This window comes from Paraburkholderia metrosideri (assembly GCF_904848625.1).
Classification (GTDB): domain Bacteria; phylum Pseudomonadota; class Gammaproteobacteria; order Burkholderiales; family Burkholderiaceae; genus Paraburkholderia; species Paraburkholderia metrosideri.
Window position 1 is genome coordinate 39883 of the sequence record NZ_CAJHCP010000013.1, and the last position, 25510, is coordinate 65392.

Genomic DNA, 25510 nt, shown 5'->3' on the forward strand with positions numbered 1-25510 from the left:
CTTCTTTCGACAGGCCTTCCGCAATAGTCAGTGGCGCGTGATGCGTGAAGACAAAATTTGCCTCCCATTCGAAGGCGACCAGTCAGATCGTGTGTTCGATCATGCGCTTCGTCAGGGGGCTATCGAAACGCAGATAGTTACCCACCTCCATCAGGCCATTGGCCAGCTTTGGCGAATACAACCAGGCCCGGAAAGGACCGCTGACGCCACCACGCGGCCCCCTCGACAAGCGATCGTGAATGGTCCGCTGCTCAGACGTCAGTGCGTCGTATGACAGCAGTGGGAAACGCGGCTCGAACATGTGTGAGTCCCTTTTACGTCCCCGCCGCGAAGACTTCGACTTCGACCAGGATTTCAGGTTTGACCATCTGGTTCACGACGGACAACATGAAAGTCGGTCGCACGTCGCCGAGAATTTCCGCGCGCACGCGACCATAGGTCTGGATGTCTTCCTTGTTGATCAGAGTCGAGACGACTTTGACGATGTTTTGCGGACCCATGCCGGCCTTTTCCAGGGCCTCCAGGATGCTGCCCCAGGCGAGGCGGGTCTGAGCTTCGATGCCTTCAGGCAAGTTGCCGTTCTTGTCCATGCCTGGGGTGCCGGAAGTGATGAGCCAACGCTGATTCGGCTCGATGATCAGCGCATCGCTGTACTTGAAAATGTGGCGGGAAATGCCGACGTCAACGGTGGTGTGTGCCATGATCGTTTCCTTTCAGTAGAGGTAGGTGACAGACTCATTGTTGACCTCTCAGGACTGGAAGGAAATGGACGGTGTCGTTTTCGGGATGCCTGAGCACCGGCCGAGGACTTTCTGCACGGGCGCGAGAACCCTGCGCGCTCACACGGCTATTTCCCGTCAGACAGGGAGGCCCACAGGTGCATGCTGGCAAGACTACGGTGCGGGCTGAACCTGAACATCAACCGACCCGCTTCCTCCGCGTCTGGACGCGCTTCGGACGGGTAAAGACGCTGTAGCGCGGTCGCCAGGCCACTGTCTCCGACCGGCGCTGCGTCGGCGAATCCGGTGCGCATCATCACGTAGCGCGCCGTCCAGATTCCAATGCCTTTCTGCGCGACCAAAGCATCCTGCGCTGCAACAGCCGAGCCGTCGAGTAAGCCCTCGATGTCCAAGTGACCGCCCGCGATCTGCTCGGCCGCCGAGATCACGTAGTTGGCTTTGGAGCCGGAATAGCGGATCTTGCGGAGCGGCTCGATTCCCAGGTGGGCCAATTGTTCGGCCGTGGGATGCACCCGCATGTCGTAGATTTTTTCACCCGCCAGGTTGATCATGTCGCGTCGCAGCGCGGCGGCGAACGTGAGATTGATCTGCTGACCCGTGATGGCCCAGCAAAGGGCATCGAAGGCGCTCGGCAGGAGTGGGACGCGCAATCCCCTGCGCGTTTTGACGATCTCGGGATGGCGCTGCTCGAATGCCGAGATGTCGTTGGACAATCCCAGCATCCGTAGCGCAGACTGTTGCAGAAAGGCCATGCTCTCGCGGCCAAGGTTCTTTTCGGTCGCGACTTTTACCGTCGCGCGACCGGCACCGATGGCAATCTCGATGATGGCGGGACCATCCGCGGTGTGCAACGCCTTCCAGATCCGCTGCCCTTCCGCCCGTTCACTCGGGCTTTGCACGTCGCGCCCGTGGTAACCGACTGCCTCCTGCGGGCGATAGGATGTTGGAAGATGCAACGCAAACCCCTTTTTGGCGTTCAGATTGCCGTAGTCGGACGGCAGCATCGCGTACTCCGCGACAAACGCTTCCTCGAATACTTTCCTCGAAGAAAAACCAGCGTCTGCACCCGCGATCTCCGGCGGCGACCCGGCAGTTATCGCTTTGGCTGCGTGGCGGGCTTGAACGCGGCGCAACCACTGCGCAGCAGTCATGTGCGCGTGGTCGCGATAAAGATCTTCTAGTTGATCGACCGGAAGATTGGCGCGCTGTATCAGGTCGGCCACTGAGGTAAATTCGGTGGGACTGGCCGAGAAGCCGCGCAGGAGGTCTTGAAAAAGCGTCAGGCTCGCCTTTTCTCCGTCATGGAAGCGGTCGGGGCGGCAAACCTTGCAAGGTCGCAGACCGGCGTTCTTCGCAGAGGTCTCGGTCGTGAAAAGCTGGACGTCTTCACCCTTCGTTGCGCGGACCGTACAGGAAGGCAGGCTGTAAGTGCCCGCCTTCATGTAGCCAATCAAGAATTTCCCATCCAGCTGCCCCTTACGGGCCAGCGCTTTGTTCCAGGCAGGCGTGGCGGACGGCATCAGGCGCTAGCCCCATGCCGGATCCCCTTGAAACCTTCCAGGGCCAGCAATTGCTCTTTTGCCTTCAGGCCGCCGGCAAAACCGGTCAGGTCACCGGAGGCGCCGATCACACGGTGACAGGGTGCGATGATCGCGATCGGATTCTTGTTACTGGCACCACCGACGGCCCGTACGCTCTTCGGGTTGCCGATCTGCGTGGCGATTTCTCCGTAAGTGCGGGTTTCGCCGAACGGGATCCTGAGCAGAGCTTCCCAAACCTTGTTCTGGAAGTCCGTACCAGCGAAATCCATCTTGACGTCGAATGTCTTGCGCTGGCCGGAAAAATATTCGGCCAACTGGCGCTCGGTCTGCACGAGAATCGGATGCTCGTTGTCTTCGCCGACGATGTTCAGCGGAATGCGCTTTGCGTCGGTTTTTTCCTTCTCCCATAGGATAGCGGCAAGGCCGTCATCGCTGGCGACTAACCGTAGCCCGCCGATCGCGGAAGTGACGTCCTTGTAGTAGTAGCTCTTCGTGAACCTGTTCTTGACCGTGTTCATGGTTGACTCCTATGTGACTCGGAAATGCCGCTCTCGCAATGAAAGACAGACTGTGACTCGAGTATAGAGTTTGCATTTTGAAGCGCCATGGCCAGGCCACGAATCGAGACTCAAGGGCGCGTTTCCTGGACTGTGACGCACGTTGCTACATCCAGCCCGAAAGAGAGTGTCGCAACCTGGAAACGGGCAGCGCACATTGAACACCTGGACTGCTCATTGTCTTGCACTCGACCCGTCAGTTCACGCGAATGCTTATCTCATACCTGACGGCTTCCCAGACGTCTGAGCCGAGCTCTGAAAGTTGATACTAATTCTGCGTTCGCCGCCATCAGATTCCTTGGGCACGCTGTGCACCCAATCCGTCTGTGCCCGGCCTCCCATGACGATCAAATCACCAGATGCCGGCCTGAACACAATTGACTTGCCCCCTGCCCTCGGTTTGATCAGAAAGCGGCGGGTTGCTCCGAGCGTCAGTACGGGAACAATCGTCTCAGAACAATGACGTGAAATAGTGTCTCGATGCCAGCTGGTGCTGTCCTGTCCGTCGCGATAGAAGTTCATCCACAGGCCGTCGTAGCGGACTCCATAGTGCTTGGACAATGCCTGACACGCGTCGACCAGCACTTTTTCCGGCGCCTCCCGAACATCCCGGTATTCTCCAGTTAGCCGGGGTTCACGAAACACCTGCTCGAACATACGGCGATCGCGTTGTTCCCATGCGACCGACGTGACAAGTCGATCGAGAAGCGTCCGCGAGCCCGACATCCACCCAGGGACGACTTCAATCCAGGAATGAGCGTCTAACGCTTGCCGCTTGGCCGACCTGAAATCGAAATTCCCAGTCGTCAGCGATTCCGCGGCCTCAAATAGATCTTGTTGCATGTGCATAAGCTCCACGTTCCGTTCGTCACCTATTCGCACTTGATTCTGTACTCCCGTTTCACCACCTCAGAGCTTATCCGGGGACTCGCCGGGAGGAAGCCGTTTTATGTGTCCAATCGTCCAAACCAGACATCTTCCAGGATGCCCAGCGGGGAAAGCTCCTTGGACTCAATTTCAGGACTTCTCGATCCAGGAGGGAGCGCACGCTTCTCGTGTTAGCTTTTTAGGGGAATGTGTTGTTGTCACACGCAAAGCGCATTTAGAACACAACTCCACCACGGAAAGCATGATGGCGGCGGAAAGTCGTCAGTGACTTTTCACAGCGGGTATCTTCAAGTCCGGCGTGGGTACTTCTCCGTCCACACAGCCGTATGTATTGCAAATGAGAGGTAAGCTTGGCAAGTTCCGGACGATTGGACACAAAAACCGGACAGCCGGACGCACGCAAGACGACTAAAATTTTTTGCTGATCAATGACCCATTTGCACCCGTAAGGAATAAAGAGCAATGAAAGCGCCTCCCGTCTCCCGTATCTCGCCCCCGGATTTGAACAACCTGATGGCGCTTCTGGACGTCGAGGTAGTGGCGCTCTCCGAGTGCGTCGTCAACGAGGGATACAGGCTGGAGTTGGGAGGGCACGAGGCACCCGGCATCCACTACATTTTGAAAGGCAGCGGCCGGATGTCGTTCAACGGCGCGCCGAAGATCGATGTCGAACCGCATACCCTGATTGTCGTACCTCCTCACACCCCGTTTATTCTCGAATCGAACACAGGGGACTCCGCCAGGCCCGTGATCAGTGTCGACGGTAGCAAAAACGTGACGACAAGCGAAGGCATCCGGCGTTTCCGCGCGGGCGACAATGCCGACGAGCCCGAAATGGTGATGATTTGCGGGTACTTTCGGGCGCAATACGGGTCTTCAACCGGCTTGTTCGAAGGGTTGAACGAGCCCATCGTTGAACAGTTCACGGTTGCGGATCGCCTCTACGACAAGCTCAACTCCGCTGTTGACGAACTTCTCAACCAGGAGATCGGCGCCGGTGCAATGAGTTCGGCGCTTCTCAAGCAGGTGGTCGTCGCGTTGCTGCGCCGTTCGCTCACGTCGATCAACACCTGGGTCGAGCGTTTTGCGCTCTTGAGTGACCCGAAGGTCGCACGCGTCTTTTCCATGATGGTGGGTAATCCCGGTGCCAACCACACAGTCGAAAGCCTGGCCGAGAGCGCGTTCTTGAGCCGCTCGGCCTTCATGGCGCGCTTCTCCAGCATCGTTGGAAAATCGCCAATGGCCGTGTTGCGCGACCTGCGCATGCGCCAGGCAGCGGCACAATTAATGGCCGGTAGTCACAGCATCGAAGCCGTCGTGGCCAACGCGGGATACGAGAGCCGCAGCAGTTTCGTGCGCATGTTCAAGAAACTCTACGGCGTAGATCCAAGCGCTTATCGGGAAGCCGCGCTCCCCCCAAAAAAGTCAGCTGGCTAACCGCCGGTTTTTCTTCAGGCGGACGCGCAGCCGCCAAAAACTCTTCGATCTAGCTGTGCTCCCTTTCCTGGGAGCGAGACGTCCTTTCGTCTTCTTTCGGCGATGCCGCGCATATGGACCCGCGGACCGGTATTTGAGATTTTCTGCACTATGTACGGACTTAAAGTCATCGCACCGCTAGCGCTTGCGACAAGTATCCCGCGATACCCGCGCAGTCGGCAGCTGGCTTGGCGTAACCCTTGTGAAGGAAACAAAATGCTGAAGAACGTAGACCCCCTCCTGACCCCCGATCTACTCCACGCGCTGTCTTCAATGAGCCACGGTGACGAAATCGCCGTCGTCGATGCGCACTATTCCGCGGATACGGCCGGTCGTGCGTCTGTCGTCGGCAAACCGTTGCATCTGGACGGCGCCGATTCCGGCCCTGCCGTGAAGGCGATCCTTTCCGTGTTTCCATTGGACGAGTTCGTGCCGAATCCGGCCGAACGCATGATGGTCGACAACGCGCCGGACGAACTTCCGAGCGTTCAGGTGGAAGTGCAAAGGGAAATTGACGCAGCCTTCGGCAAGCCGCTGAAGATGACCACTCTCCCCCGCAAGGAATATTACGAGCGCGCGAACAAGACCTACGCCGTGATCATCACCGGCGAAACCCGCGGGTGGGGTTGCTTCATCTTCAAGAAGGGGCTGATTGTCACTCCCGATGCGCCGGCGGACAGGGGCAACGCCCATATCGCCAGCTACACCGTCTAACTCTCCTGCTGCGGCTCAACAGACAGAAACGACGCAACTGTGTTCCCGGTAGCGGAAATTCGAACGGAACATCAAGGAACCCAGCAATGGCTCATTTCTACAAAGTGATCGACTCCCCCATCGGGATGCTCAAGCTCGTTGCCAACGAGAATCGCCTGGCGGCGATTCTCTGGGAAGCCGAGAAAGACGGTCGCGTGCGCTTGGGGCCCATGACGGAAGACCCCAAGCGTCCGATCCTGGTAAAGGCCGCGAGGCAACTCAGAGAGTACTTCAGCGGCCAACGCACGCATTTCGATCTAGAGCTGGATTTTTCCGGCACCGATTTTCAGAAAAAGGTCTGGGAAGCTTTACTTGGCATTCCTTTTGGCGAGACGCGGACTTACGCAGAACTTGCAGAGCAACTGGGCAATGCCAAGGCAGCCCGTGCCGTCGGCGCGGCCAACGGCAAGAATCCCATCGCTATCGTCACCCCTTGCCACCGTGTCATCGGCACGCAGGGTGAACTAACCGGCTTCGCGGGCGGCTTGAACGCCAAACAGACCTTGCTCTCCATTGAAGGCCAGCCAGAGTTGTCAATGAAGAAGCACAGTGGTCATCGAGAACAGATGCCAGCGCCGCTCACGCGCAAAGATCTGATCACCGATGAAAGCTGATGTTCCATGCCGCGCGGTCACCTTCGGCGCACACGAGTAGAGTTCAAAACGATCGACAATGTCACGTTGCGCGGTGACTTCTTCAAGGCCGCGGGCGATGGCGTTCCTTGCATCGTAATGACGCAAGGGTTGTCGCTCCTGAAGGAGCACTACCTGCAGAACTATGCGCGCAAGTTTGTCGAAGCGGCTTCTCTTGCCTGATCTACGACCATCGCGGGTTCGGTTCGAGCGATGGTTCGCCCCGGCATGAGACCAACACCATGCAGCAGGCCGCCGACTATCACGACGCCATTACGGCAGCGATGAATCTTCCCGGTGTCGACCGCAACAAGATTTGCCTGTGGGGGATCGGCCATTCCGGTGGCGCCGCGATGATTGCCGGCGCCGACGAGCCACGCGTTGCCGCAATCGTCTTGAACATGCCGTTTCAGTCAGGTGCCTATGACGCAGCGAACTTCCCTCCCGGCCTACTGCAACAGGTCTGGAAGGACCGTGAAGCGCAAGTCGCTTCGGCGAATCCGCAGCCGACCTACGTACCCTTTGGCCTACCTCAAAGGCAAACGCCCGCGGCGAAGAAAGTGAGCGTACATTCTTGACCAGTGAGCCTGCGCTGGATTTCATCACACGCGGCGTTGAAATCTCGAATGCGGCCGGCACGCCCTGGGAAAACAATTTCACCTTGCAATCGTTCTTCCATTTGCCAAGATCGACCCGACGAAGCTACTCTATATCGCCGCCGAACAGGATCCCATAACCGGGACACTGGAAGAGCACCGGGTCAATTTCGGCACCGTCAAGCCCGGCGCAGAATTTGCCGTGGTCAAGCCTGATCACCTGGCTACCTATCACGGCGAGCCATTCGAAGAAATGATTGCGGTCCAGGTGGATTTTCTCAAGCGCAAGCTCAGGCGAGGGTCGGAATGACCAGTGAGCGAGAGAAGCTCCAAATACGCGACCTGCCGTTGTTGCCGACGTCCACTAATGGAGTGATGCGGAGCTTTTCACAACTAGATTTTCTCGGGATTGTCTCTCTTATCGCCGCGGCGGTCATTGACGATAAAGGGATTCGGTCCGTACGTTTGCGGCGTATCGCAGATCCCCGGACGTCCGAGCGACGACGAGTGCGACCGGCGGTTCCTGGCCGAACACGCTTCGAGGGTTATTGCATGAGGCGCTCACAAAGATTGTGTCAGGCCGGATGTTTGTCGACCCTGAGCGGCCGGTCGTCGCTCTGTTAATGGTTTAACGGCAGGTAACGGAGTGGGCCGGCCATCGAAGCCGGCTTCTCGGGGGCGGCAGTTCGGCCTTTGCCGACATTGGGGGAGGTCGGGTTCTACGTCAGCAATAAGCCGGATAGCAGACGGTCACGGCACCACACAACGGAACGGCAGCTTTCTGCATCAGCGAACTCACACTTCCGACCCACAACTGCCGGTCGCTTTGTCTGGGGTTCAACGGCGGCTAACTGAGTGTTCCGGTCAGCCACACACGCTTTTCGGTGGCAGCGGTTCGGCCTCAGCGGGCATTGAGCCACGAAGCTCCGGTGTCTGCTCATGTTTCAACAGAGGGCGATCGGGATCGCGTTTCCGGCCAACAACTACGATGGCCGTGATCGGCAAGCCAGAGGTGATGCATACTTGCGTCGCCAGAAGCGGCCAGATCGTGTTCGCAAGTCTAAGCAGTTCCGTAAAACTCGGGCAAAATGAGAGCAACAAAAAAGCCCCACATCGGGGCTTCTCATCTTCTACTGAGGGCCTTGCTTCAATAGGACGAAGGCATACCGGCGGCCTAGGAACCACCAATTTTTTCTCGGTCATCCTCTTCTCAGTTGAGCCACCATGCTCGCTCGTCAGCAGCAAAAGACAGCATCAATACGGTCTTGATCAACCATAGCTACTTCGTCCCCGCAGGCTTAAGAAAGCCAATTGCAACGAGATAGTGCCGATATACCATTCCCGCAAGATTCTCTCCCGCCCACACCTTGATTGCATGACCGGATAGACCAATTTCGTTGAGCAAGGTCATGTGATACAAGTATCCAACAACCTCATTTTTGAGACTCGTGTCACGTAGGAATGAGGCAGACGCCGTGCGTGATCTCAGTCCGCCATAATGAGCTATATCGTTTCTCAGATGGGCGCATGTCGTGGCAAACGTCTTCAGCAGATCATGATCTATTCCGATGGGTAGTGCGGTGAATAGTTCACTCAGTCGCTCAGCTAAGCTAGGCTCACAGGCATGCACTAGCTTCCCTCTGATCCACCGCCTATCATCAGATTTCCCGACTTGTGCCACGATACGGTCTATCTTTTCCTGCAAGGCACCGGTCACCGGTTTATCACCATACTTAGTGCGATGGAATGACTCAAGACCTTGGATAAGATTGCTGAAGTGGTTTTCCACATACATCTTTGCGTCGCGCTTGGTGGAAAGATAGTAGAAGAACCCAGGGCCGAATGCTTCGCGTTTCTCCCTCCAAGCACTGTAGATGTCACCAAATTGAGATTTGATCGCATCAAATTTAAGAGGCAGCTCATGTAGTTCTGGAGCTTTGGCGATCCCACCAACCCTCCTAAAGATGAGGGTGTAGATTCGTTTGCCTTTGGACAAAACTACACTGGGCCACTTCAGTTGATAGCTTGACCCACTAAGCACCGTGAACAGGTCTTGAAGATGAACGAACTCCTCTCTGACTTCTTCCACTTGAAATGACCGAGACCGCCGAAGCGTCAAAGTCATCAGCTCACGAACCGATGCCTTAAAGTGATGCATTCCATCCAGACCATCGACCTCAGTGCGTTTCTCAAAAGCGAGCCGACCAAAAGGTGTTTGATATACCGGTCCCCTATATTCATCAAGGCGAACACGAAATGTTCGCCTCGTAGATGAATATTTCAGCGTGCCGTGGACCAGCCAGTTTTCTAGGCCGGTAAGATTTAGTTCGATTTTTGAGAAAGTCGGAATAGTCCTGTTGCTTGGGAAGTCCGTCTCCCCCAACAAACACATCGTTGCAAGATACCGCTCCCACGTGAAACGGTGTGAGTGAAATTGACCGCCACTGTAGACGGCATCGACTAAGATGACCCGTCTTCCCGAAGTCTTCAAAATGCCTTGAATAGCTCGAGGCGTCTCCTCACCTTTTTTCCGTCCCAACACACGGGTTATTCCGTGACCTGCGTCCTTACGCGGGAGTACGCTATCAAGCTCAAGATTAATCTCACCGCTCTTCTTAATTTTGAGGCGACCAGTGACACCATTCTCAGACGCAAAGTGGTCGGCAGGATACGCTTCATCACGCCACCAAAAATACCCCGGCTCGTCCAGTTCCAATTCTTCCATCGTCGTCATGCCCGAATCCTTCTCCCGAAGTCAGAAGCCTTTCGATTTCGCTTGCTAACACCACCACTTCCATGACAGGTCAATCGCCATGCAAAAATTATTTAGATGTTAGCGTCAGCCCGTGTTTTACTCAAACTAGAGCGTGTTTCCTTCACTTTTGCCGAGAAGTGCCAATCACCGAAAAGTGGAACCACCGACTGACGGCCAGAGAGGTGGGTTGCTCCGCGTCGTGGGCTTGACCTATTCGTTTCAGAGTAAAGCACGGTAGGCTACGACAATGTCGGCTCTACGCTGTTCATCTGCCGTCGAGCGATAGTTAGCGGAATGACCGAGCGAGCGTCCGTCCGCTACAATTGGATGGCCGGTTACGGTGCGTAGCCGACGCCTGAACGTCCGATAGACGACGCATGTGAACGACGCTTCTTGGCCGCACTCGGTCCGATGAAGTATGTCGTGTCATCGCTTCAACCACCATGTGATCGCCCCGCTCAAGTGGACATCTACCATGGTTCCTCCAAAGGGGAACGCGGGCCGACGCAGTCTGAGCTGCCCTGCTGCGCAACGAGTTTCCGAGAAGCACTCCATAATGCGCGTCCGCATCAATAAGGGACGAACAATGGCAGTAGAGGAAGGCGCGCCCGCCGAGTGCGCGATATGTGGCAACGGCTTCATGCATCCGGTGATCTTCGCCAGCAGGCGACAATTCGGCACCAGATCCACTCGGGCAACTAAGGCACAGTGCCTGAAATGCGGAAGCATTCTTACCTACAGCATGACCACACGGCCCGCTGAACAGACCGGCAATCCACCGCGGCCGCAACGTCACTATGACTAGCAGCAAAAAGCCCGCAGGCGTTCGCTTAGCGGGCTTCTTTGTTGGTTGCGGGGACAGGATTTGAACCTGTGACCTTCGGGTTATGAGCCCGAATCTGCTTGTTTCGGGGTATTACCCGATGGCACTGGACGCCGTTAAATCAAAGACTTAGAGGTATGGTGGGAGCCTTTTGTTACTGGCGGTTTCCCGCTGCCAGCGCCCAAGAACCGCCCAAACCGGAGTCTCAATGTCCAGAAACAAGGTCACCATCACCCGCGAGTTCCTGCGCGGCCTGTCAGCCAACGGCAAGTTCCAGGAATACGCCGACGCGGAACTCACCGGCTTCAAGGTCCGCGTGCTGCCGAGCGGCACCGTGCAGTACACCGTCAAGTTCTACAAGCCCGATGGCAAGGAGGGCCGCAAACGTATCGGTACTTACCCTGCCATGTCGGCCAGCGACGCCCGCGAGGCCGCCCGCCTCGAACTGACGCAGACGCCAACCAAGCAGGACACGCCGGCCGTGGTCGAGGAAAAGAAGAAGCGCCGCGCCGAGAGCGTGCGTCGCGCGCACGGCGTGCCGACCCTGCGCACCTTCCTCGACGGCGACTACACCGCCTACCTCGAAGCCAACGAAATCAGCACGGCGAACGCCGCCCTGATCCGCTCATCGTTTCCCGACCTGCTCGACCGGGGCCTCGACGAGTTCACGCCGTGGATGCTCGAGCAATGGAAGTCGCGCGCGGCGAAGACGGGCATCAAGCCCAAGACGATCTCAAACAAGCTGGTCGCGCTGCAGGGTCTGCTGCGGGTAGCGGTGAAGGCCGGCCATGTCACGGACAACCCGGCGAAGGAAGTGCCGCGCAATGGCAAGGCCGATGTGGTGGTGCGCTACCTCGGGCAACGCGACCCGCTTGAGCGCGAGCGTCTGTACGTGGCGATGGAGGTCCGCGAGGAAGTGAACCGCGATGCCCGTCACCGGACCAACGCCCACCGCCGCTCACGCCCCGGCGGCGCGCTCAAACCGCTGCCCTCGCTGCGCAATGTGCGCTACACCGACCACCTGCAGCCGCTCGTCGTGACCGCGCTGAACACCGGCATGAGAAAGGCCGAACTGCTCGCGCTGCAATGGGATGATGTCGACCTCGAACTGCGCACGATCCACGTGCGCCGCGCCGTGGCCAAGAGCGACAAGCGCCGGGACATCCCGATCAGCGACGAACTGCTCGCTTGCCTGAAGACTTGGAAGCCGCTCGCGCACCGGCTGTACGTGTTCGGCAACCCGGAGACCGACGCGCCACTGACCGACTTCAAGAACGCGTGGGCAGCGCTGCTCGTGGCAGCGGAGATTGCGGACTTCCGCTTTCACGACACGCGGCACGACTTCGCCACGCGCCTCGTTGCGCAGGGCGTCGATCTCTACAAGGTCAAGACGTTGCTCGGGCATAGCAGCTACGCAATGGTCGAGCGCTATGCGCACCACCATCCTGATCATCTGCACGCCGCGATCGACGCCGCGTTCAACGAGCCGCGCCGCGCGAAGCCGAAGCGCGCGCCGCGCAAGGCGTCAGCAGCATGAGCGCGTAAAGCCCGCCACGTTTCATCAAGCCTCGCCGCACCTCGAAGCGCCTGCCACCCGGCAGGCGTTTTTGCATCTGCCAACTCATGTTGGCATCCGAAAAGTTCAATTCGAAAATTTCAATTGCCAGTGCCGGACTCAGTTGAAGTTTTGAATTTCACATACCGTCGCACATCGGATAGATTCACTTTACGTAAGCGCCCGTAACGCCAAACCGTGCGAGGTAAACATGAGTACCGAAAAGAATCAGCAGGTTGCGCCGTTCGGCGCGATGACTTGCGATGAGTTCTGCGAGGCAATGCGCATCAACCGCAAGACGCTGTGGGAGATGCGCAAGCGCGGCGAGGCTCCCGAGATCGTGTTCGTGGGTCGCAAGATTCTGATCACGCACCGCGCCGCCGAGCAGTGGACGCGTGAGATGGAAGCGAAGTCGAAGGCAGCGTGCGACGCCACCGCGTGACATAGCAGCGCGCATCACCCATACGCCCGCGCTCGTCGGGCGACATAAAAACTTCGGTAAAGAGGACACAGGCGGGTCGGCCCAGCAGGCCCGGCCCGAGATCGTTTGCGCGTGCCGGTTGCGCACGCAACGAACCGGGAGGCCTCACCATGAACCGCAGGAAAGAAAACGCCCGCCGTGGAGCGGCGGGCGACGAAGGCTGTAGCTTGACCGACGATGATCGTAGTCTGAGGCAATCCCGGACGCAAGCGCTGCGGAGGGCGTCATGAGCGCGCCCTATCAGGTCATGCCGCCGCTGTCGTCGGTCGTACTGAGCGCGCTGCGCACGAGTGTCGAGACTTTCGGCATTCAGGTGCCGATTGTTGTCGATGAAAACGGCGCAATCATCGACGGGCACCATCGCGCGAAGCTGGCCGCCGAACTCGGCATCGAATGCCCGCGCGAAGTGCGCAAAGGTCTGAGCGAAGAACAGAAGATGACGCTCGCGCGCAGGCTGAACGCTGATCGCCGGCACCTGACCGAAGAGGAACGCCGTGCAGTGCTGGCGGGCCGGATTATCGCCGCGCCCGAACGTTCTGACCGGCAGATTGCCGCCGACCTGAACGTCACGCATCCCACTGTAGCGAAGGTGCGCAGCGAACTTGAATCAACTGGCAGGGTGTTACCAGTTGAGAAGCGTATCGGCGCTGATGGCAAGACGCGGGCACTGCCAGCAACGAAGCCCACGAAGCGCACAGCGCCGCCGCCCATTGTCGCGCGCGCCATGCCGCCCGAAGCTGCACGCGACCCGCTGCGCGTGTTCTACGCGAGTTTCGAGACGCATCGAAAAGAACTGGAAGGCGTATTCGAAAGCGAACTCGACAAGCTGGGCCGCTATGCGCGAGACCCGTATGTGGTCTCGAACGTCAAGCGCGTGGTTGACCGGATCAGGAAGGCGCTCGACACGTTCCGGGCGGGCGTTGGCGGTCCGTCATGAGCACTGCCGCCGACCGCCGTATCAGTCCGTTGCTCGCGTTCGAATCTATCCGCGTGGAGGTGCTGGAAATCGCCGTTGTGCTGGGCGCTGTGGCGGCGCGCGGCTCTGTGACGAAAACGGAAATGCTCCGCTTTCACGTTTCGTTACGCCGCATCCTCGAAACGGAGAGGCTTTGCCGTGAGGAGGTGCCGTGAATGGACGAAGTGCGAACGGCACGAAAGCCGCGCCAGCGAGGCGCTTAAAGCACCCGTATGCAGCGATTGAACATCGGGTAATGGACAGTGAAGCCTTTGTCGACCTCTCATCTTCCGCTGTGCGCCTGCTGCTCGTGCTGGCGCGGCAACTGACGAAGGATAACAACGGGCATTTGCAAGCCACGTATGCCTATTGCAAGCGATACGGTTTCAAGAGTGACAACACGTTGCGCCCCGCGCTGGCCGAATTGATAGCGCACGGGCTTGTGTATCGAACGCGCAGCAGCGGCGCAAACAAGGTATGGGCACGGTACGCGGTTACATGGTTGCCGATAAAGAACCGTGACGGGCTGTTTCTCGACGGCTTTTTGCCTGACGCATGGAAGCTGTTTGAGCCGACCGAAGAAAAAAAAGCACCCCGCAGAAACTGCGAGAAGCACCCCGCAGAAACTGCGAGAAGTGCCCGGAAAATGTCGCAGAAACTGCGAGATGTTGGGGCGCAGAAACTGCGTACTATGAATTAATGCCATGTAGAGGGGAAAAACACGACATCGAATGAGCGACACCAGGCGAAGAAATGAACCCACCACGAGGTGACACCATGAGCGACGTTTTCAAAGTGGGTGACCGTGTGAGCGCGAACGGCAGGACCGGTCGCATTGAAGCATTCGAGATTTGCAACGGGCACCACTGCGCGAAGTTGAAACTCGACCACGCGTTTTATCGAATCGAGATTGGCAAGCGGCACCGCGTGACGAAAGCTATTGCAGCCGTTGCCGACCTGCGGACGGCCTCAACGTGAGCGCCGCACGTTGTGTTGAGACGCTGGCAATGGTGCCAGCGTTTAACTCTGGAGGTGTGGGAACATGAGCACGAACGACGAAAAGAGTCACCTGTACCGGCCCGATGCCCGCGACTATCGCGAGATCATCGCAGCGGGCATGAGCGACGAAAGCCGCGCGGCATACGCGGAACAGGTGGCCGGTTCCGGCGCGGACGATGTTGAGTTGCCTTCCGTGTTTGATCCGCAAGGGCCGCATTACCAGCGCGAACTGGCATGGTCGGAGTTGACCGCCGCAGACATCCCCGGCCTTATCGACGCATTCGACCACGACGACGACGACAGCTTTCTGATTCAACACATTGCGTTTCTTGCGCTCGCGCCCGCGCTGCGGCAGGGCTTGAGTTTTAGCGATGCCGCATTGGCTTTCACCATCGCCAGCGAAGAAAGAAAGATGCTGCACGTGCTGCCCGCGAGCACCGCCGACTGAGCACACCCTGTCCACGCGAGCCGAAAGGCTCGCGGATAACGAAGCAACCGTCTACTGAGCCGAACAGGAGACATCATGACCACTCACCTCAACCAGTTCAACGCCGCGCAGCGTGAAGCGCTGGAACTGCTGCGCAAGACGATCCGCACCTACGCAACGGCCGACTTCGGGACGATCGTGGCGGCGAACCCAATGGCCCTTGCACGCGGGCTGGCCGACGCTCACCTGATCGTCGCGAGCGACCCGTACCTGCTGGCCGAAGCCGGCCGGCAGATGTACACGCAGTTCAACCTCGCGCCTTATGACCAGCGCCAGCGCAATGCCGTGCTCGCCGGGTATCACGACGAGGCGCAGCTCGCTGCCTGGACGGTCGTCGCGATGAAATGGATCGCGGATCTCGCGATGGCGATGGCAGACCGCAGCGCGCCGACGCAGCACTGAGCGCTTGCCTCGCATCCTCGCGAGCGATAACGTTCGGATAGCGAAGCAGTCGCGGCGAAGGCGGCGAAGGCGGACAGGAGGGGGCGGATCAAATGTCTAAACTCGTTTTCGCCCAGCCCCCCCCTTAACATCTTTTTGCAAAAAACCAGAAAGACGAGGGGGGGTCGACGAACCCCTGGGTGGGCCGGGCAGCACGCCGGCCGACCGGCCGCTAACTTCTGAGGTGCGCATGAACGACGACGTTTATTACGCGCTGCTCGATGCGAGCGCCGAGGTGATCGCGAAGGTCTACGCGCTGCTCGACGAGCAGACGAAGGACATCGTCGACGACGCACTCGGCCGGCGCTTCCGGCTCGCGACGGTGGTCGACGCAACCGGCCTGCTGGTGGTGCTGGTCGACGACACGAGCGGGCAGACGGAAGCGCTGCTGGCCTCGGTCAATGCGAGGACCGGCAAGGAGACGCTGTACGCGCTGCGGCGCGAGACGCAGTGAGGGGGATCATCATGCACAAGGCAATCGAGATCGAGATCAAGTCCGGGGGCGACGGCACCATCGAAGGCTATGCCCCGCTGTTCGATACGGTCGACAGCTATGGCGACTCGGTGGATCACGGCGCGTTCGACGCCACGCTCGCGGACTGGAAACGCAAGGGCCGCCTGCCGGCCATGCTCTGGTCGCACAACCAGGCCGAACCGATCGGTGCGTGGACAGCGATCACCGCAGACGCAAAGGGTCTGCACGTGCGCGGCCGGCTCGCGGCGAAAGGGCGGGCCGCCGAGGTGCGCGAACTGCTCGACATGCAGGCCGTTGACGGCGCATCGATTGGCTACCTGCCCATCGTCGAGGACTTCCGCGAAGGCGTGAACCATCTGCGCGAGGTCCGGCTCTTTGAGGTTTCGTTATGCGTGATCCCGGCGCTCAGTGAGGCGCGCGTGGCATCGCTCAAATCTTTCGACACTGTGAGGGGGGCCGAGCAGGCGCTACGGGATGTAGCCGCACTGTCACGGCGCGATGCCGAGCAGTTCATCCTTCGCGTGCGTGAGCTTCGCGAGTCCGGGAAGGGCTTCGACGATGCCGCTGTCATGGCGACATTGCGGCACGGCGCATTGCGCCTGCCTTCCGAATTCGACTAGGGAGTCATCATGGACGTTATGGAAATGATCCGCGCCGCGCTGGTGGAGCGCGATGCCGGTTTGCAGAAATGGGTCGACACGTCAGCGGCCGACATGAAGCACATGGGCCAGCAGATCGAGAGCATGCAGTCGAGCGTGATTGATCTTTCGCAGAAGGTGCTGCGCGAGCCGGGCCGCATCGGTGGCGGTGCTCACGATTCGCTCGCGTCGCTGCTGTGCAAGCACGACGCACTCATGCAGTTCCGCAACGGTGCGGAGCGGGTGCGCGCGATCGTTCCGGACTTCAACATCAAGGCCGCGCTGCTGTCAACCGTGGTCGATCCGAACGGCTTTCCGGTGCCGCCGCAGCAGATCCTGCCGGTGCCGCTCTCACCGCCCCGGCTGTGGACCGCGCTCGCCAGTCTGCCGACCGGCAGCAACGCGCTGCAGGTGATCGACATGGACCCGGAGGGCGCGGCGGCGATCACGCCCGAAGGCCAGCTCAAGCCCGAACTCGTCAATCACCCGAGTCCGCGGCTCGTGCCGGTCGACACGATCGCGGTCCACAAGACGATCAGCTTTCAACTGTTCGAGGACGCGCCCGCGTTGCAGGGTTTCCTGGAGGCCGAGTTGCGCGAGTCGTGCAATGACGCGATGGACGCCGCGTGTGTCGCCGCGCTCGAGGCGCACTCGACGCCCTACACGCCCGAAGCCGGCGACACGATCATCGACGCGGTGCTCAACGTGATCGGAGAGTTATACGGCCGGGGCGGAAACGGCATCGTGATCGCACTAAACCCGAGAGACTGGGTCGGCATGCTGCTCGCAAAAGACCAGAGCGGCGGATTTCTGGTGAACCCGTTGCAGGGGCTGATTAACGGTGTGGCGGGCGCGACCCTCGTGCCGACCAACGCGATCGCGCGCGGCACGTTCGTCGCAGCGAGTTCACCGGCTGGCGCGTTCGTCGCATTGCGAAGTGGATTCAGTTTCATGTGGTCGCGCGAGCACGATAAAAACTTCGTGCAAAACCTGGTCACATTTCTGCTGGAAATGAGAGCCGCGACGGTCGTGCAGCAAAGCGCGCTCGTGTTCACGGGCGGTCTGCATCCGGCTACGCTGGCCGCCCGCCCGTCGACGCCCACGACCACGGGCAAGGGCAAGTAAGCACGCAGGTCCACAGGCCCCGCTTCCACGCGGGGCTTTTTTTCGATCGTCGGGAGAGCGAACCATGAAGAAGCCTGCCATGCCGGGTGCGATGGTCCACCGGATGGGGGGCGACAGACGTCCGCCGACGATAATCATGGTGACAGTCACGCCGGGCATCGCCAGAGCCCTGCAGCAGATTGCGCGGGTCACCGGCATCGAGCCCGATGCACTGGTCGATGATCTGCTTGCCGAAGCCGTGCGGCGACGCCTGCACATGCCGCAACGTTACGTGCCCTGACGATCCGTTCGCTATGTGTGATCGACGGACGGAACCGCATCGCCGCGTGCAAACGGGCGGGCGTGACGCCGGAAAGCGCAAAGGATTTTGCTGCAAAAAGCATTTCATCCGCTCGCATTTCATATGCACGCGCCGTCAATCGCCTATGTCCCGAGATGGTTGATGCGGTGATCTGCGGGCACAGCGGACTGGATGAAGCCTATCGCGAAGCAAACCGTCTGCGCGACCGGTAATGGCATACTGCGCTGTCGCCCAGACAAGGCGACCGGGCCTGGCAGCCTGCAATCTGCGGGCGACTCCGGTGAGGACACCTTCGGGTGTGCTGGTTCCTGTAGACCAGTCTGCCAACCTCCTCCGGTAGTCGCCCACCCCTTCTTGGCAGGAGGGGCCGCGACTTTGAGCGCTACAAACTACAGGGCATCAGCATGCGCGAGAACGACAACGCCGCCACCCAGGGCGCGCTCCCTATCAACGACACCCGCTGGTTCGGCTTCCCGCTGGAGGCGCGCTATGCCTCTGGCGTAGCGAGCGCGGCCGGCCTGCACGTCGCCATCGAGGGCGCGCTCATTGCGTTCCCGGCGACCGTCGACGAGCAGATATGGATTGCGAGGATTCATGGCGCAACACCCGCCTCGGCGGATACGCCCCGCAGCTTCATCACGTGGACCGGCACCGAGGCCCAGTTCCGCGCATCGGAATACTTCACCGGGCCATTTCCACGCAAGCGCCGCTGGTCGTGTCCCGAAGGCCTGCGCGGCCACCTCTGGCGAACCGGGGCAGACGAATTCTCTTACGTGATCGAGTCTGTCTCCACTAGCGGCAGATCGAGACCACCGGTTAAACAGGTCGCGCGGGCGCTCGCGTGCGAAAGCTACCGCGCCTTCCGCGAGCGGCTGCTGTCGTCACCCTTGTCGAGCGAATAGCCGTGTACGAGCCGAATTGCGAACTGGTGCTTTGCTGCGAAAGACGGACAAGGCGAAAGGCGCGCGGGAAACAGGAGCGAATCGCGGTACTGTGACGCGCTCTACCGAGTCGAGCGCGTCAACGCTAGCTGACCTAGGCATTAGCTACGGCCAGTCGGCACGCTGGCAGGAAACCGCCAAGGTCGCCAAGGCGCAGCGAGGCCCGAAATCGGGCCGTGGTGCCGCTGGCCGGGATAGGTGCGTACGCAACAAGGAAAAGGGGGCGTGAGGCCGTCAGCGGCCCGGAAAAGCAAAAAGCCCGCTCGGGGCGGGCTTGCTTGGGCGTTGCGTTCCGGCCGTTTTTCGCGGCTAGCGCCCACATAGCGCCCAAATTCGAAGAAAAATCTTGTTCCCGAAAACGGGCTGAATCGCGGAAAGCCTTACTGGGCTTTGGTTGCGGGGGTAGGATTTGAACCTACGACCTTCGGGTTATGAGCCCGACGAGCTGCCAGACTGCTCCACCCCGCGGCGCGGAGTGTACTGGCACTGCTGCCGTTCGTCAAACGAAACCTTTCTGCGGTAGCATCGCGGCCTTGCAATACCCGGTGACTCACAGGAATGTGCATCTTCAATGCTGGCGCGGCTTTGCTCCATGTTGTTCGCCATTTTTTCGCCACAGCGATGCGCTGAACAAATGGACACCATCGGCTCAGAGCGTCTGTGGCAAGCGACTGGATACAAAACAGATGTCAGTGCCGGCGCGTCGGGTGCTGCGGATATAAGTTGCGGTCTGTGCCGACGGCGGGCCTCCGGCGGGCAATCATCGACCCGTGCTGCCCCTCGATCCCTCGCAACTCGAAAGGCAGCTATCAACTACATGAACGCCGAACAAAGCGTTCAGCAAGATACGGCAAAGGTTCTGCGCAGTGTGTACCGATACGAGGGCGCTTTCGAATTCGCTTAACCATGTTCGATGGCGCATCAGCGCGTGGCATGCAACGCGATCGCACGCCAGATACTAGGCGGCACGAGGGTCTGCCAAGGGCGTCGCAATGACTATAGCTATAGCCCGAAGCCATCATATTCCTGACCAGCCCCGTCCCAAACACGGGCCAGTGTGGATATCGTCTCGGGAGCGCTCCATCGGTGCCTCCGAAGACCGGGGAAGTGGTGCAATTCGTCAACTCACGAACGGCCGCTGATCACCCAAACCGCGCTGTCATTTGAACGGAGCCTCAACATGTCCAGATATCTTCGGCTTGCCCTCGCGATCGCCATGCTGCTGGCGGCGGTTTAATGTTGGGAGCGGTTTATGCCGCTCTTCCGGACGGCTGTATGTCGCCGAGCGTTCATGGCACGACTTACTACTTATGCGGCAATACATGGTTTCAACCGGCGTACGGCGCCAATGGTGTCTACTATCGTGGTGCCCGCGCCGTAACGCCGGTAGACAGAAACTGCGCGCGCAGGCAGTCACTCCTTTACGATATCTCCCTGTTGTGCGGCTGCCCGATATCGAGCGTCTCGTTGTGAAATCGTGCGAGCGAATCGTCATGCGCGACACTAACAAACGCCCCCGCCTCCAGTCGTTCGGTGAGGCGTTGGTATAGATGCGTTTCGTCGTCAGTGTCGAGTGCACTCGTTGCTTCGTCGAGGAACACATAGTCAGGCTTGTGCAGCAGAACGCGCGCAATCGCTAGCCGCTGCTGCTCGCCGGGAGAAAGAATGCGCCACCAGTGATCGGACTGCTGCAATCGGTCAGCATAGTTTTCCAGACGGCACTCACACAGTGCCTCGCGGCAGTCTTCGTCGCTGAAGGTCTCGCTTGACGCGGGGTACGTTAGCGAAGCCTTCAAGGTTCCCGCAGGCAAATAGCTTTGCTGCGGGACGAACATCATGCGTGCGCCCACAGGAACTTCGATTGAGCCGCCGCCGAACGGCCAGAGGCCCGCGAGTGCCCGCAGCAGGGTGCTTTTGCCCGAGCCGGACGGCCCGCGCACCAGCCAACGAGAACCTGGTTCTATTGCAATGTCGCGCACGCTTGCGAGCGTCTTCCCGTTGGGCAGTGCAAGCACGAGCTTGTCTGTCAGGAACCGATCTTTACCGACACGGTGTCGCTTGATGCCTCCATGCCCGGCAGCGGGCGGCACAGACTCTTCCAGATGAGGCTGCCGCACTACACATTCGAACTCGCGCAGACGATTAACGGTCGCACGCCATTCAGCCAGCGTGTCGTAGTTGTTGATGAACCAGGAAAGCGATTCGCTTACCGACCCAAACGCATCGACGATCTGCATCAGCGTGCCGAAACTCAATGCGCCTGCGAAATAGCGCGGCGACGCAACGAAGATTGGAAAGATATCGGCAATCTGGCCGTAAAAGTTGACCACGAAACTGTAGTGCTTCGTGTATCTCATGAGACGCCCCCAGTTTTCACGAATCCGGCCGAACAGGTCCTCGGCGTTCGATCTCTCGGTCTGTATGCCGCCATAAAGCGCAATCTGTTCGGCGTTTTCGCGCAGACGGATCAGGCCGAACCGAAAGTCCGCCTCGACGCGTTGCAACTGGTAGTTGATCGACACGAGCGGGCGACCGACCTTATTGGTCACGAGCGAGCCGATAATCGCATAGGCAATCGCTGCCCAAAGCATATAGCCATGAATCTCGACGGGCGTGGTCCCCAGCATGACCGCGAGCGCGCCTCCTGTGCTCCATAGCACGATGGAGAACCAGACAAGCGTCTCGGCCGTCGAGAGCAGGTCGAGCGTGAGAGACAGTGTGCTGGTGGCGAACATATCGAGGTCGACGGCGAGCCGCTGGTCGGGGTTCTCGACGAGACGGTCGCGCTCAATGCGATAGAAGGTGCTGTCGTTCAACCATTCCTGCAGGTAACGTGTGGTCAACCACTGGCGCCACCGGAAGCCCAGCATTTGTCTTAGATAGCGGTTGTAGACAGAGATCGCGATCGACACAAATGCAAGCCCGGCAAAGGTCAGCATCAGCAGCGGGAATTCGTGCACATTCCTGCTCTCCAGCGCGTCATAGAAATCACGGTACCACGTGTTCAAGCGTGCATCGATGCCCACCAGAAGCAGGTCCATCGCGATGATGGCGATCAGCAGTCCCCAGGCGAACTTGCGTTGCTCAGAGACCCAGTAAGGTCTGATGAGACTCCATGCGGAGACACGGGCGAATTGCCCGGATGGGTCGCCGGAGGATGGGTCGGTCACAAGCTTTCCCATAACGCGCTGCGATCGCGGATCGAGTACACGGGTGATTGTCCGAAACGAGCCCGTACAGCCCTGCCCCGGTTCAGCGGGAAGGCGTCATGCGCGAGCATCGGTTAATGATTGAACCAACGATACTGCAGCGCCACAGAAAAGACCTGGAAATCGCCGCCGACACCGGTAAGCAACCCCCGCGACCACGCCAGCTTCGCAGACCATCGCGTGGCCAGCGGAACCGACATCGTGACGCCATAGCGCATACTGCGTTGCAAATCCTGATCCTCGATGCCGCGACACTCTTCCGGCCGCCGGTGAAATACGTCACGTCCGCGGCGAGCCAAAGCCCCGGTTTCCAGGTATAGCCGACGTGTCCCTGGAAGGTGGGCATCAGGGCCTGGCTGCGCCGCCGTCCGCCGAAAAAGTCGCCATTGTCGGTATAGATCCAGGCGCCAGCCGCTTGCATTGGCGTACCCGCTATTCTTTGCGTCGCAGGTTAGCGCGACGACGTTGGATCCCGGCTGGCCTCGGGAGAGAACCAGCCGCAGATCGATGAGTGGCGCATTTCAGAGTCAGCGCTTTGCGCCATCTGCTGCGGCTCGAGTCCGGGCTGGAATGGCATGGGTGCAACGGGCGGCGGTGGTCTTGGGCCACCTTAGCCATTAGGAGATGTCAGGTACCGTTTTTGTCGGACCTGGTATCCAGCCAGGATGAAAAACATGCAGCAGAAGCATCATGCAGAGACCAAGGACACGCCAGACAGAGAGGAAAGATTGATTCCCCCTCGGACTCGTGCACAGACTCACCGCTCTCGTGGTCACGCCAGCCCACCGCGCCGGTCAGTTTCACGCTTCCGACAGATAAGCGGTAATCGTCATTCCTGATTCGATGCGAGGCGTCCCAGATGCCGCGACCGAGTATTTTTTCCGGTTCGCGCTTTCGAAGCCAAATAGAGTGACGCACCTGTGGTTCTGCGATGTACGTGCGATTCCAAAAATCCGGTCAATGTGAACAATCCAGCGTCATGCTTAATTTGTTATCCGACGCATTGTCGCAAGGCTTCCGCATTTGATCCGCATTTAGTCGCGATACGCGACTGGTGTCAACAATCCGGGCGCCGAAGCTGAACGACCGATTTTGGCCAAAACTTTGCGCAACGTTGCAGGCTTGATTCTTTATCAACGGCGTTGCGGCTGCAGCCGCGTCGACACTTCTTTCGGTCACATCGGGTTCAGCAAAAAAGACAGTCTGCATTCCGAATTGACTGGACGAGAGATATCGAAGAGGCGCGATGACTGGCTGGTTTGAATGCGCGGAAATTCCGCGAACTGCCCAATTTCTTTCAATTCGAAAGGAGCTGGCGTTCCTGGCTAATACCGTGAGGGCGCCCCGTGTATACCCCATTGCAACTATTTTTTTCCCGTGAAACACTGCTTCTCATCTGCTGTGTCGGACATTAATCCGGTATATCGGACATCCAGGCGAAGCGCGCGATCCGTCGATTTCATTGACCGGCGAGCGTCGCGAAGATCTGCTTGATCGCCGCTTGTGTACACGCATGGACTTCTCACCAGATCGGGACGAAAAAATGAGATTTGTCAGAGAAAGCGCAAAATTCACTTGCCTGTTCGCCGTAGCCGGTCTGCTGATGCTCGCCGGCTGCACCAAGGTCGCCCCGCCAGAGCAAGGCGCCGCGGCTGATTCGACGCTGAAGCAGGTCCTGCAACGGGGCACGCTGCGCGTAGGCGACTGCCTGACCTTTGCGCCGTTCGGCTTCTACAACAAGGACGGCCAGGCCGATGGTTACGACGTCGACCTGGCGAAGGAACTGGCGAAGCAGATGGGCGTCAAGCTCGAAGTCGTGAATACGACGAGCGCCAACCGCATTCCGAATCTGCAAACCAGCAAGGTTGACGTGGTGTTCTGCAACTTCACCCGCAACCTCGAGCGAGCCAGGGAAATCGCGTTCACGAATCCCTATGTGGTCGCGAGTGAGGCGCTGCTGGTCAAGAAGAGCAGCGGCATCAAGTCCATCAACGACATGTCGAATCGCACAATTGCGACGGTCAAGGGCTCCACGAACGGTGACGAAGTGCGCGCGCTGAACATGCAGGTCAAGATCCAGGAATTCGACAGCTCGCAGGCTGCGATCCTCGCCGTCAAGCAGGGCCAGGCCGATGCGATGATCGAGGACAACAACTTTCTCGCCTATCAGTCATCACTCGATCCGGATCTGACCGTCACCAACGAAGCGCTGGTTCCGCTCGAATACAACGCGTTCGGCGTGAAGGCCGGAGACCAGGTCTGGCTCAACTACCTGAACCTGTTCCTGTTCAATGTCAACGCGTCGAAGCAGAACGCGCAGCTATACAAGAAGTGGTTTGGCGCCGAGCCGCGCTTTCCGCTGAATCCTCAATACTGACATCCCGCTAGCGCCGCGCTGCTCGTCCGACGGAGGAACCATGAGCTATGAATGGGTGACCCTTGCAGGTTATTGGAGCGATTTCGTTCGCGCGTCGTGGCTGACGCTCCAGATCACGCTGCTGGCCTTCGTCCTCGCGATGCTGCTCGGCCTGCTCACGGCACTCGCGAGTGCATCACGCGTGCGGCTGCTGCGGGCGATCGCTGGGGTGTATATCGAAGCGATCCGCAATACGCCGGTACTGCTGCAGATCTTCATCGTGTTTTTTGGCTTGCCATCCGTCGGGATCACGCTGAACGCCTACACCGCTGGTGTCATTGCGTTAGGGGTGAATGTCGGCGCCTACCTGGCCGAAGTGTTCCGCGCGGGCATCCAGTCAGTGCCGCGCGGTCAACTGGAAGCTGCGTCGATCCTCGGCCTGGGGCGCTCGCAGATTTTCGTCGAAGTGGTGCTCCCCCAGGCCGCGCGTGCCGTTTATCCGGCGATCGTCAACAACCTGATTCAGTTGCTGCTCGGCACGTCGCTTCTCTCAGCGATCGCGCTACCGGAGCTGAGCGGAACGGCGACGGTGATCAACGCACGCACACTGCTCTATATCCAGACCTTCGCGATCACGCTGATCGCCTATCTGTTCCTGAGCAATTTGCTGTCGTGGGTGGCGGGCCAGGTCAGCAGCCGGGTGTTTCACCCGCCGTTGGTCCTGAAGAAACGTTCACGCCGCGCCTTCTTTTTCGCGCGACAGACCGATCGCACCTGAGCGTTCAA

At 59.2% G+C, this 25510-nt stretch carries 28 protein-coding genes and 1 tRNA gene; 20 read left to right on the forward strand and 9 right to left on the reverse strand.

Translation table 11 applies throughout. From position 1 onward, the window contains the following. Positions 1-82 precede the first annotated feature (82 nt). The 5 genes from LMG28727_RS26155 to LMG28727_RS26175 all read right to left on the reverse strand — a co-directional run bounded on the left by LMG28727_RS26155 (position 83) and on the right by LMG28727_RS26175 (position 3681). Positions 83-301 (reverse strand): hypothetical protein, encoded by a 219-nt coding sequence (locus LMG28727_RS26155; protein WP_201645203.1) that lies wholly within the window; start codon positions 299-301, stop codon positions 83-85. 13 nt (positions 302-314) lie between these two features. Further along, positions 315-701, reverse strand: coding sequence for a RidA family protein (locus LMG28727_RS26160; RefSeq protein WP_201645204.1), 387 nt, complete (start codon positions 699-701; stop codon positions 315-317). A gap of 146 nt (positions 702-847) precedes the next feature. Then, positions 848-2260, reverse strand: a complete 1413-nt coding sequence (locus tag LMG28727_RS26165) for a DNA-3-methyladenine glycosylase 2 (protein ID WP_201645205.1) — start codon at positions 2258-2260, stop codon at positions 848-850. After that, positions 2260-2799 (reverse strand): methylated-DNA--[protein]-cysteine S-methyltransferase, encoded by a 540-nt coding sequence (locus tag LMG28727_RS26170; protein ID WP_201645206.1) that lies wholly within the window; start codon positions 2797-2799, stop codon positions 2260-2262. The genes LMG28727_RS26165 and LMG28727_RS26170 overlap by 1 nt, the downstream gene beginning before the upstream one ends. Positions 2800-3051: 252 nt before the next feature. Continuing rightward, the gene (locus LMG28727_RS26175; RefSeq protein ID WP_201645207.1) at positions 3052-3681 is read right to left on the reverse strand and encodes an alpha-ketoglutarate-dependent dioxygenase AlkB; all 630 of its coding nucleotides are present in this window, start codon (positions 3679-3681) and stop codon (positions 3052-3054) included. Between the two features lie 507 nt (positions 3682-4188). On the opposite strand from LMG28727_RS26175, the gene LMG28727_RS26180 reads away from it, so the two are divergent. The 5 genes from LMG28727_RS26180 (at position 4189) to LMG28727_RS26200 (ending at position 7165) form a co-directional block, all read left to right on the forward strand. Beyond that, positions 4189-5163: an AraC family transcriptional regulator gene (locus tag LMG28727_RS26180; protein WP_201645208.1), complete on the forward strand. Its 975-nt coding sequence runs from the start codon at positions 4189-4191 to the stop codon at positions 5161-5163. 255 nt (positions 5164-5418) lie between these two features. Continuing rightward, positions 5419-5916 carry an RbsD/FucU family protein gene (locus LMG28727_RS26185; protein ID WP_201645209.1) on the forward strand — a complete coding sequence of 166 codons (498 nt, stop codon included), beginning with the start codon at positions 5419-5421 and terminating at the stop codon, positions 5914-5916. Positions 5917-6002: 86 nt separating this feature from the next. Beyond that, complete coding sequence (locus LMG28727_RS26190; protein WP_201645210.1) at positions 6003-6569, forward strand: methylated-DNA--[protein]-cysteine S-methyltransferase; 567 nt, start codon at positions 6003-6005, stop codon at positions 6567-6569. A gap of 6 nt (positions 6570-6575) precedes the next feature. Further along, positions 6576-6770 carry a hypothetical protein gene (locus LMG28727_RS26195; RefSeq protein ID WP_201645422.1) on the forward strand — a complete coding sequence of 65 codons (195 nt, stop codon included), beginning with the start codon at positions 6576-6578 and terminating at the stop codon, positions 6768-6770. Further along, complete coding sequence (locus LMG28727_RS26200; protein ID WP_201645211.1) at positions 6677-7165, forward strand: alpha/beta hydrolase; 489 nt, start codon at positions 6677-6679, stop codon at positions 7163-7165. Before LMG28727_RS26195 ends, LMG28727_RS26200 begins: the two co-directional genes overlap by 94 nt. Positions 7166-8462: 1297 nt before the next feature. Here the strand turns inward: LMG28727_RS26200 and LMG28727_RS26205 are convergent. After that, complete coding sequence (locus LMG28727_RS26205) at positions 8463-9917, reverse strand: ApeA N-terminal domain 1-containing protein (protein ID WP_201645212.1); 1455 nt, start codon at positions 9915-9917, stop codon at positions 8463-8465. A gap of 1052 nt (positions 9918-10969) precedes the next feature. Here LMG28727_RS26205 and LMG28727_RS26210 point away from each other — a divergent pair. The 13 genes from LMG28727_RS26210 to LMG28727_RS26270 all read left to right on the forward strand — a co-directional run bounded on the left by LMG28727_RS26210 (position 10970) and on the right by LMG28727_RS26270 (position 19120). After that, the gene (locus LMG28727_RS26210; protein WP_201645213.1) at positions 10970-12298 is read left to right on the forward strand and encodes a tyrosine-type recombinase/integrase; all 1329 of its coding nucleotides are present in this window, start codon (positions 10970-10972) and stop codon (positions 12296-12298) included. Positions 12299-12527: 229 nt separating this feature from the next. Further along, the gene (locus LMG28727_RS26215; RefSeq protein WP_201645214.1) at positions 12528-12758 is read left to right on the forward strand and encodes a MerR family transcriptional regulator; all 231 of its coding nucleotides are present in this window, start codon (positions 12528-12530) and stop codon (positions 12756-12758) included. Between the two features lie 265 nt (positions 12759-13023). Continuing rightward, complete coding sequence (locus LMG28727_RS26220) at positions 13024-13734, forward strand: ParB N-terminal domain-containing protein (RefSeq protein ID WP_201645215.1); 711 nt, start codon at positions 13024-13026, stop codon at positions 13732-13734. Then, positions 13731-13928: a hypothetical protein gene (locus tag LMG28727_RS26225; RefSeq protein WP_201645216.1), complete on the forward strand. Its 198-nt coding sequence runs from the start codon at positions 13731-13733 to the stop codon at positions 13926-13928. The genes LMG28727_RS26220 and LMG28727_RS26225 overlap by 4 nt, the downstream gene beginning before the upstream one ends. Before the next feature lie 80 nt (positions 13929-14008). Continuing rightward, a complete protein-coding gene (locus tag LMG28727_RS26230) occupies positions 14009-14452 on the forward strand; it encodes a helix-turn-helix domain-containing protein (RefSeq protein WP_201645217.1) in 444 nt (147 codons plus the stop codon). A gap of 342 nt (positions 14453-14794) precedes the next feature. After that, entirely contained in the window at positions 14795-15199 is a 405-nt protein-coding gene (locus tag LMG28727_RS26235; RefSeq protein WP_201645218.1) for a hypothetical protein, read from the forward strand. 75 nt (positions 15200-15274) lie between these two features. Continuing rightward, positions 15275-15640, forward strand: a complete 366-nt coding sequence (locus tag LMG28727_RS26240) for a hypothetical protein (RefSeq protein ID WP_201645219.1) — start codon at positions 15275-15277, stop codon at positions 15638-15640. 229 nt (positions 15641-15869) lie between these two features. After that, entirely contained in the window at positions 15870-16133 is a 264-nt protein-coding gene (locus LMG28727_RS26245) for a hypothetical protein (RefSeq protein ID WP_201645220.1), read from the forward strand. Positions 16134-16144: 11 nt separating this feature from the next. Next, positions 16145-16774 carry an HK97 family phage prohead protease gene (locus tag LMG28727_RS26250; protein WP_201645221.1) on the forward strand — a complete coding sequence of 210 codons (630 nt, stop codon included), beginning with the start codon at positions 16145-16147 and terminating at the stop codon, positions 16772-16774. A 9-nt stretch (positions 16775-16783) separates the two neighbouring features. Next, on the forward strand, positions 16784-17917 hold the full coding sequence (locus LMG28727_RS26255) for a phage major capsid family protein (protein WP_201645222.1): 1134 nt from the start codon (positions 16784-16786) through the stop codon (positions 17915-17917). A gap of 64 nt (positions 17918-17981) precedes the next feature. Next, positions 17982-18197, forward strand: a complete 216-nt coding sequence (locus LMG28727_RS26260; protein ID WP_201645223.1) for a hypothetical protein — start codon at positions 17982-17984, stop codon at positions 18195-18197. Between the two features lie 62 nt (positions 18198-18259). Continuing rightward, entirely contained in the window at positions 18260-18430 is a 171-nt protein-coding gene (locus tag LMG28727_RS26265) for a hypothetical protein (protein WP_201645224.1), read from the forward strand. Positions 18431-18622: 192 nt separating this feature from the next. Next, positions 18623-19120, forward strand: coding sequence for a hypothetical protein (locus LMG28727_RS26270; RefSeq protein WP_201645225.1), 498 nt, complete (start codon positions 18623-18625; stop codon positions 19118-19120). Positions 19121-19550: 430 nt separating this feature from the next. On the opposite strand, the gene LMG28727_RS26275 is transcribed toward LMG28727_RS26270, so the two are convergent. From LMG28727_RS26275 to LMG28727_RS26285, 3 genes are all read right to left on the reverse strand, one after another. Next, a tRNA-Met gene (locus LMG28727_RS26275) sits at positions 19551-19627 on the reverse strand. 953 nt (positions 19628-20580) lie between these two features. Further along, positions 20581-22341: an ABC transporter ATP-binding protein/permease gene (locus LMG28727_RS26280; RefSeq protein ID WP_201645226.1), complete on the reverse strand. Its 1761-nt coding sequence runs from the start codon at positions 22339-22341 to the stop codon at positions 20581-20583. 101 nt (positions 22342-22442) lie between these two features. Continuing rightward, on the reverse strand, positions 22443-22667 hold the full coding sequence (locus LMG28727_RS26285; RefSeq protein WP_236592359.1) for a hypothetical protein: 225 nt from the start codon (positions 22665-22667) through the stop codon (positions 22443-22445). Between the two features lie 1244 nt (positions 22668-23911). On the opposite strand from LMG28727_RS26285, the gene LMG28727_RS26290 reads away from it, so the two are divergent. Further along, positions 23912-24745 carry an ABC transporter substrate-binding protein gene (locus LMG28727_RS26290; protein ID WP_201645227.1) on the forward strand — a complete coding sequence of 278 codons (834 nt, stop codon included), beginning with the start codon at positions 23912-23914 and terminating at the stop codon, positions 24743-24745. 40 nt (positions 24746-24785) lie between these two features. After that, positions 24786-25502, forward strand: coding sequence for an amino acid ABC transporter permease (locus tag LMG28727_RS26295; protein ID WP_201645228.1), 717 nt, complete (start codon positions 24786-24788; stop codon positions 25500-25502). Positions 25503-25510: the final 8 nt, after the last annotated feature.

Excerpts from the sequence above, each read along its gene's own strand:
- LMG28727_RS26155 (WP_201645203.1), bottom strand. The coding sequence starts at position 301 with ATGTTCGAGCCGCGTTTCCCACTGCTGTCATACGACGCACTGACGTCT.
- LMG28727_RS26160 (WP_201645204.1), bottom strand. The coding sequence starts at position 701 with ATGGCACACACCACCGTTGACGTCGGCATTTCCCGCCACATTTTCAAG.
- LMG28727_RS26165 (WP_201645205.1), bottom strand. The coding sequence starts at position 2,260 with ATGCCGTCCGCCACGCCTGCCTGGAACAAAGCGCTGGCCCGTAAGGGG.
- LMG28727_RS26170 (WP_201645206.1), bottom strand. The coding sequence starts at position 2,799 with ATGAACACGGTCAAGAACAGGTTCACGAAGAGCTACTACTACAAGGAC.
- LMG28727_RS26175 (WP_201645207.1), bottom strand. The coding sequence starts at position 3,681 with ATGCAACAAGATCTATTTGAGGCCGCGGAATCGCTGACGACTGGGAAT.
- LMG28727_RS26180 (WP_201645208.1), top strand. The coding sequence starts at position 4,189 with ATGAAAGCGCCTCCCGTCTCCCGTATCTCGCCCCCGGATTTGAACAAC.
- LMG28727_RS26185 (WP_201645209.1), top strand. The coding sequence starts at position 5,419 with ATGCTGAAGAACGTAGACCCCCTCCTGACCCCCGATCTACTCCACGCG.
- LMG28727_RS26190 (WP_201645210.1), top strand. The coding sequence starts at position 6,003 with ATGGCTCATTTCTACAAAGTGATCGACTCCCCCATCGGGATGCTCAAG.
- LMG28727_RS26195 (WP_201645422.1), top strand. The coding sequence starts at position 6,576 with ATGCCGCGCGGTCACCTTCGGCGCACACGAGTAGAGTTCAAAACGATC.
- LMG28727_RS26205 (WP_201645212.1), bottom strand. The coding sequence starts at position 9,917 with ATGACGACGATGGAAGAATTGGAACTGGACGAGCCGGGGTATTTTTGG.
- LMG28727_RS26210 (WP_201645213.1), top strand. The coding sequence starts at position 10,970 with ATGTCCAGAAACAAGGTCACCATCACCCGCGAGTTCCTGCGCGGCCTG.
- LMG28727_RS26215 (WP_201645214.1), top strand. The coding sequence starts at position 12,528 with ATGAGTACCGAAAAGAATCAGCAGGTTGCGCCGTTCGGCGCGATGACT.
- LMG28727_RS26220 (WP_201645215.1), top strand. The coding sequence starts at position 13,024 with ATGAGCGCGCCCTATCAGGTCATGCCGCCGCTGTCGTCGGTCGTACTG.
- LMG28727_RS26225 (WP_201645216.1), top strand. The coding sequence starts at position 13,731 with ATGAGCACTGCCGCCGACCGCCGTATCAGTCCGTTGCTCGCGTTCGAA.
- LMG28727_RS26230 (WP_201645217.1), top strand. The coding sequence starts at position 14,009 with ATGGACAGTGAAGCCTTTGTCGACCTCTCATCTTCCGCTGTGCGCCTG.
- LMG28727_RS26235 (WP_201645218.1), top strand. The coding sequence starts at position 14,795 with ATGAGCACGAACGACGAAAAGAGTCACCTGTACCGGCCCGATGCCCGC.
- LMG28727_RS26240 (WP_201645219.1), top strand. The coding sequence starts at position 15,275 with ATGACCACTCACCTCAACCAGTTCAACGCCGCGCAGCGTGAAGCGCTG.
- LMG28727_RS26245 (WP_201645220.1), top strand. The coding sequence starts at position 15,870 with ATGAACGACGACGTTTATTACGCGCTGCTCGATGCGAGCGCCGAGGTG.
- LMG28727_RS26250 (WP_201645221.1), top strand. The coding sequence starts at position 16,145 with ATGCACAAGGCAATCGAGATCGAGATCAAGTCCGGGGGCGACGGCACC.
- LMG28727_RS26255 (WP_201645222.1), top strand. The coding sequence starts at position 16,784 with ATGGACGTTATGGAAATGATCCGCGCCGCGCTGGTGGAGCGCGATGCC.
- LMG28727_RS26260 (WP_201645223.1), top strand. The coding sequence starts at position 17,982 with ATGAAGAAGCCTGCCATGCCGGGTGCGATGGTCCACCGGATGGGGGGC.
- LMG28727_RS26270 (WP_201645225.1), top strand. The coding sequence starts at position 18,623 with ATGCGCGAGAACGACAACGCCGCCACCCAGGGCGCGCTCCCTATCAAC.
- LMG28727_RS26280 (WP_201645226.1), bottom strand. The coding sequence starts at position 22,341 with ATGGGAAAGCTTGTGACCGACCCATCCTCCGGCGACCCATCCGGGCAA.
- LMG28727_RS26290 (WP_201645227.1), top strand. The coding sequence starts at position 23,912 with ATGAGATTTGTCAGAGAAAGCGCAAAATTCACTTGCCTGTTCGCCGTA.
- LMG28727_RS26295 (WP_201645228.1), top strand. The coding sequence starts at position 24,786 with ATGAGCTATGAATGGGTGACCCTTGCAGGTTATTGGAGCGATTTCGTT.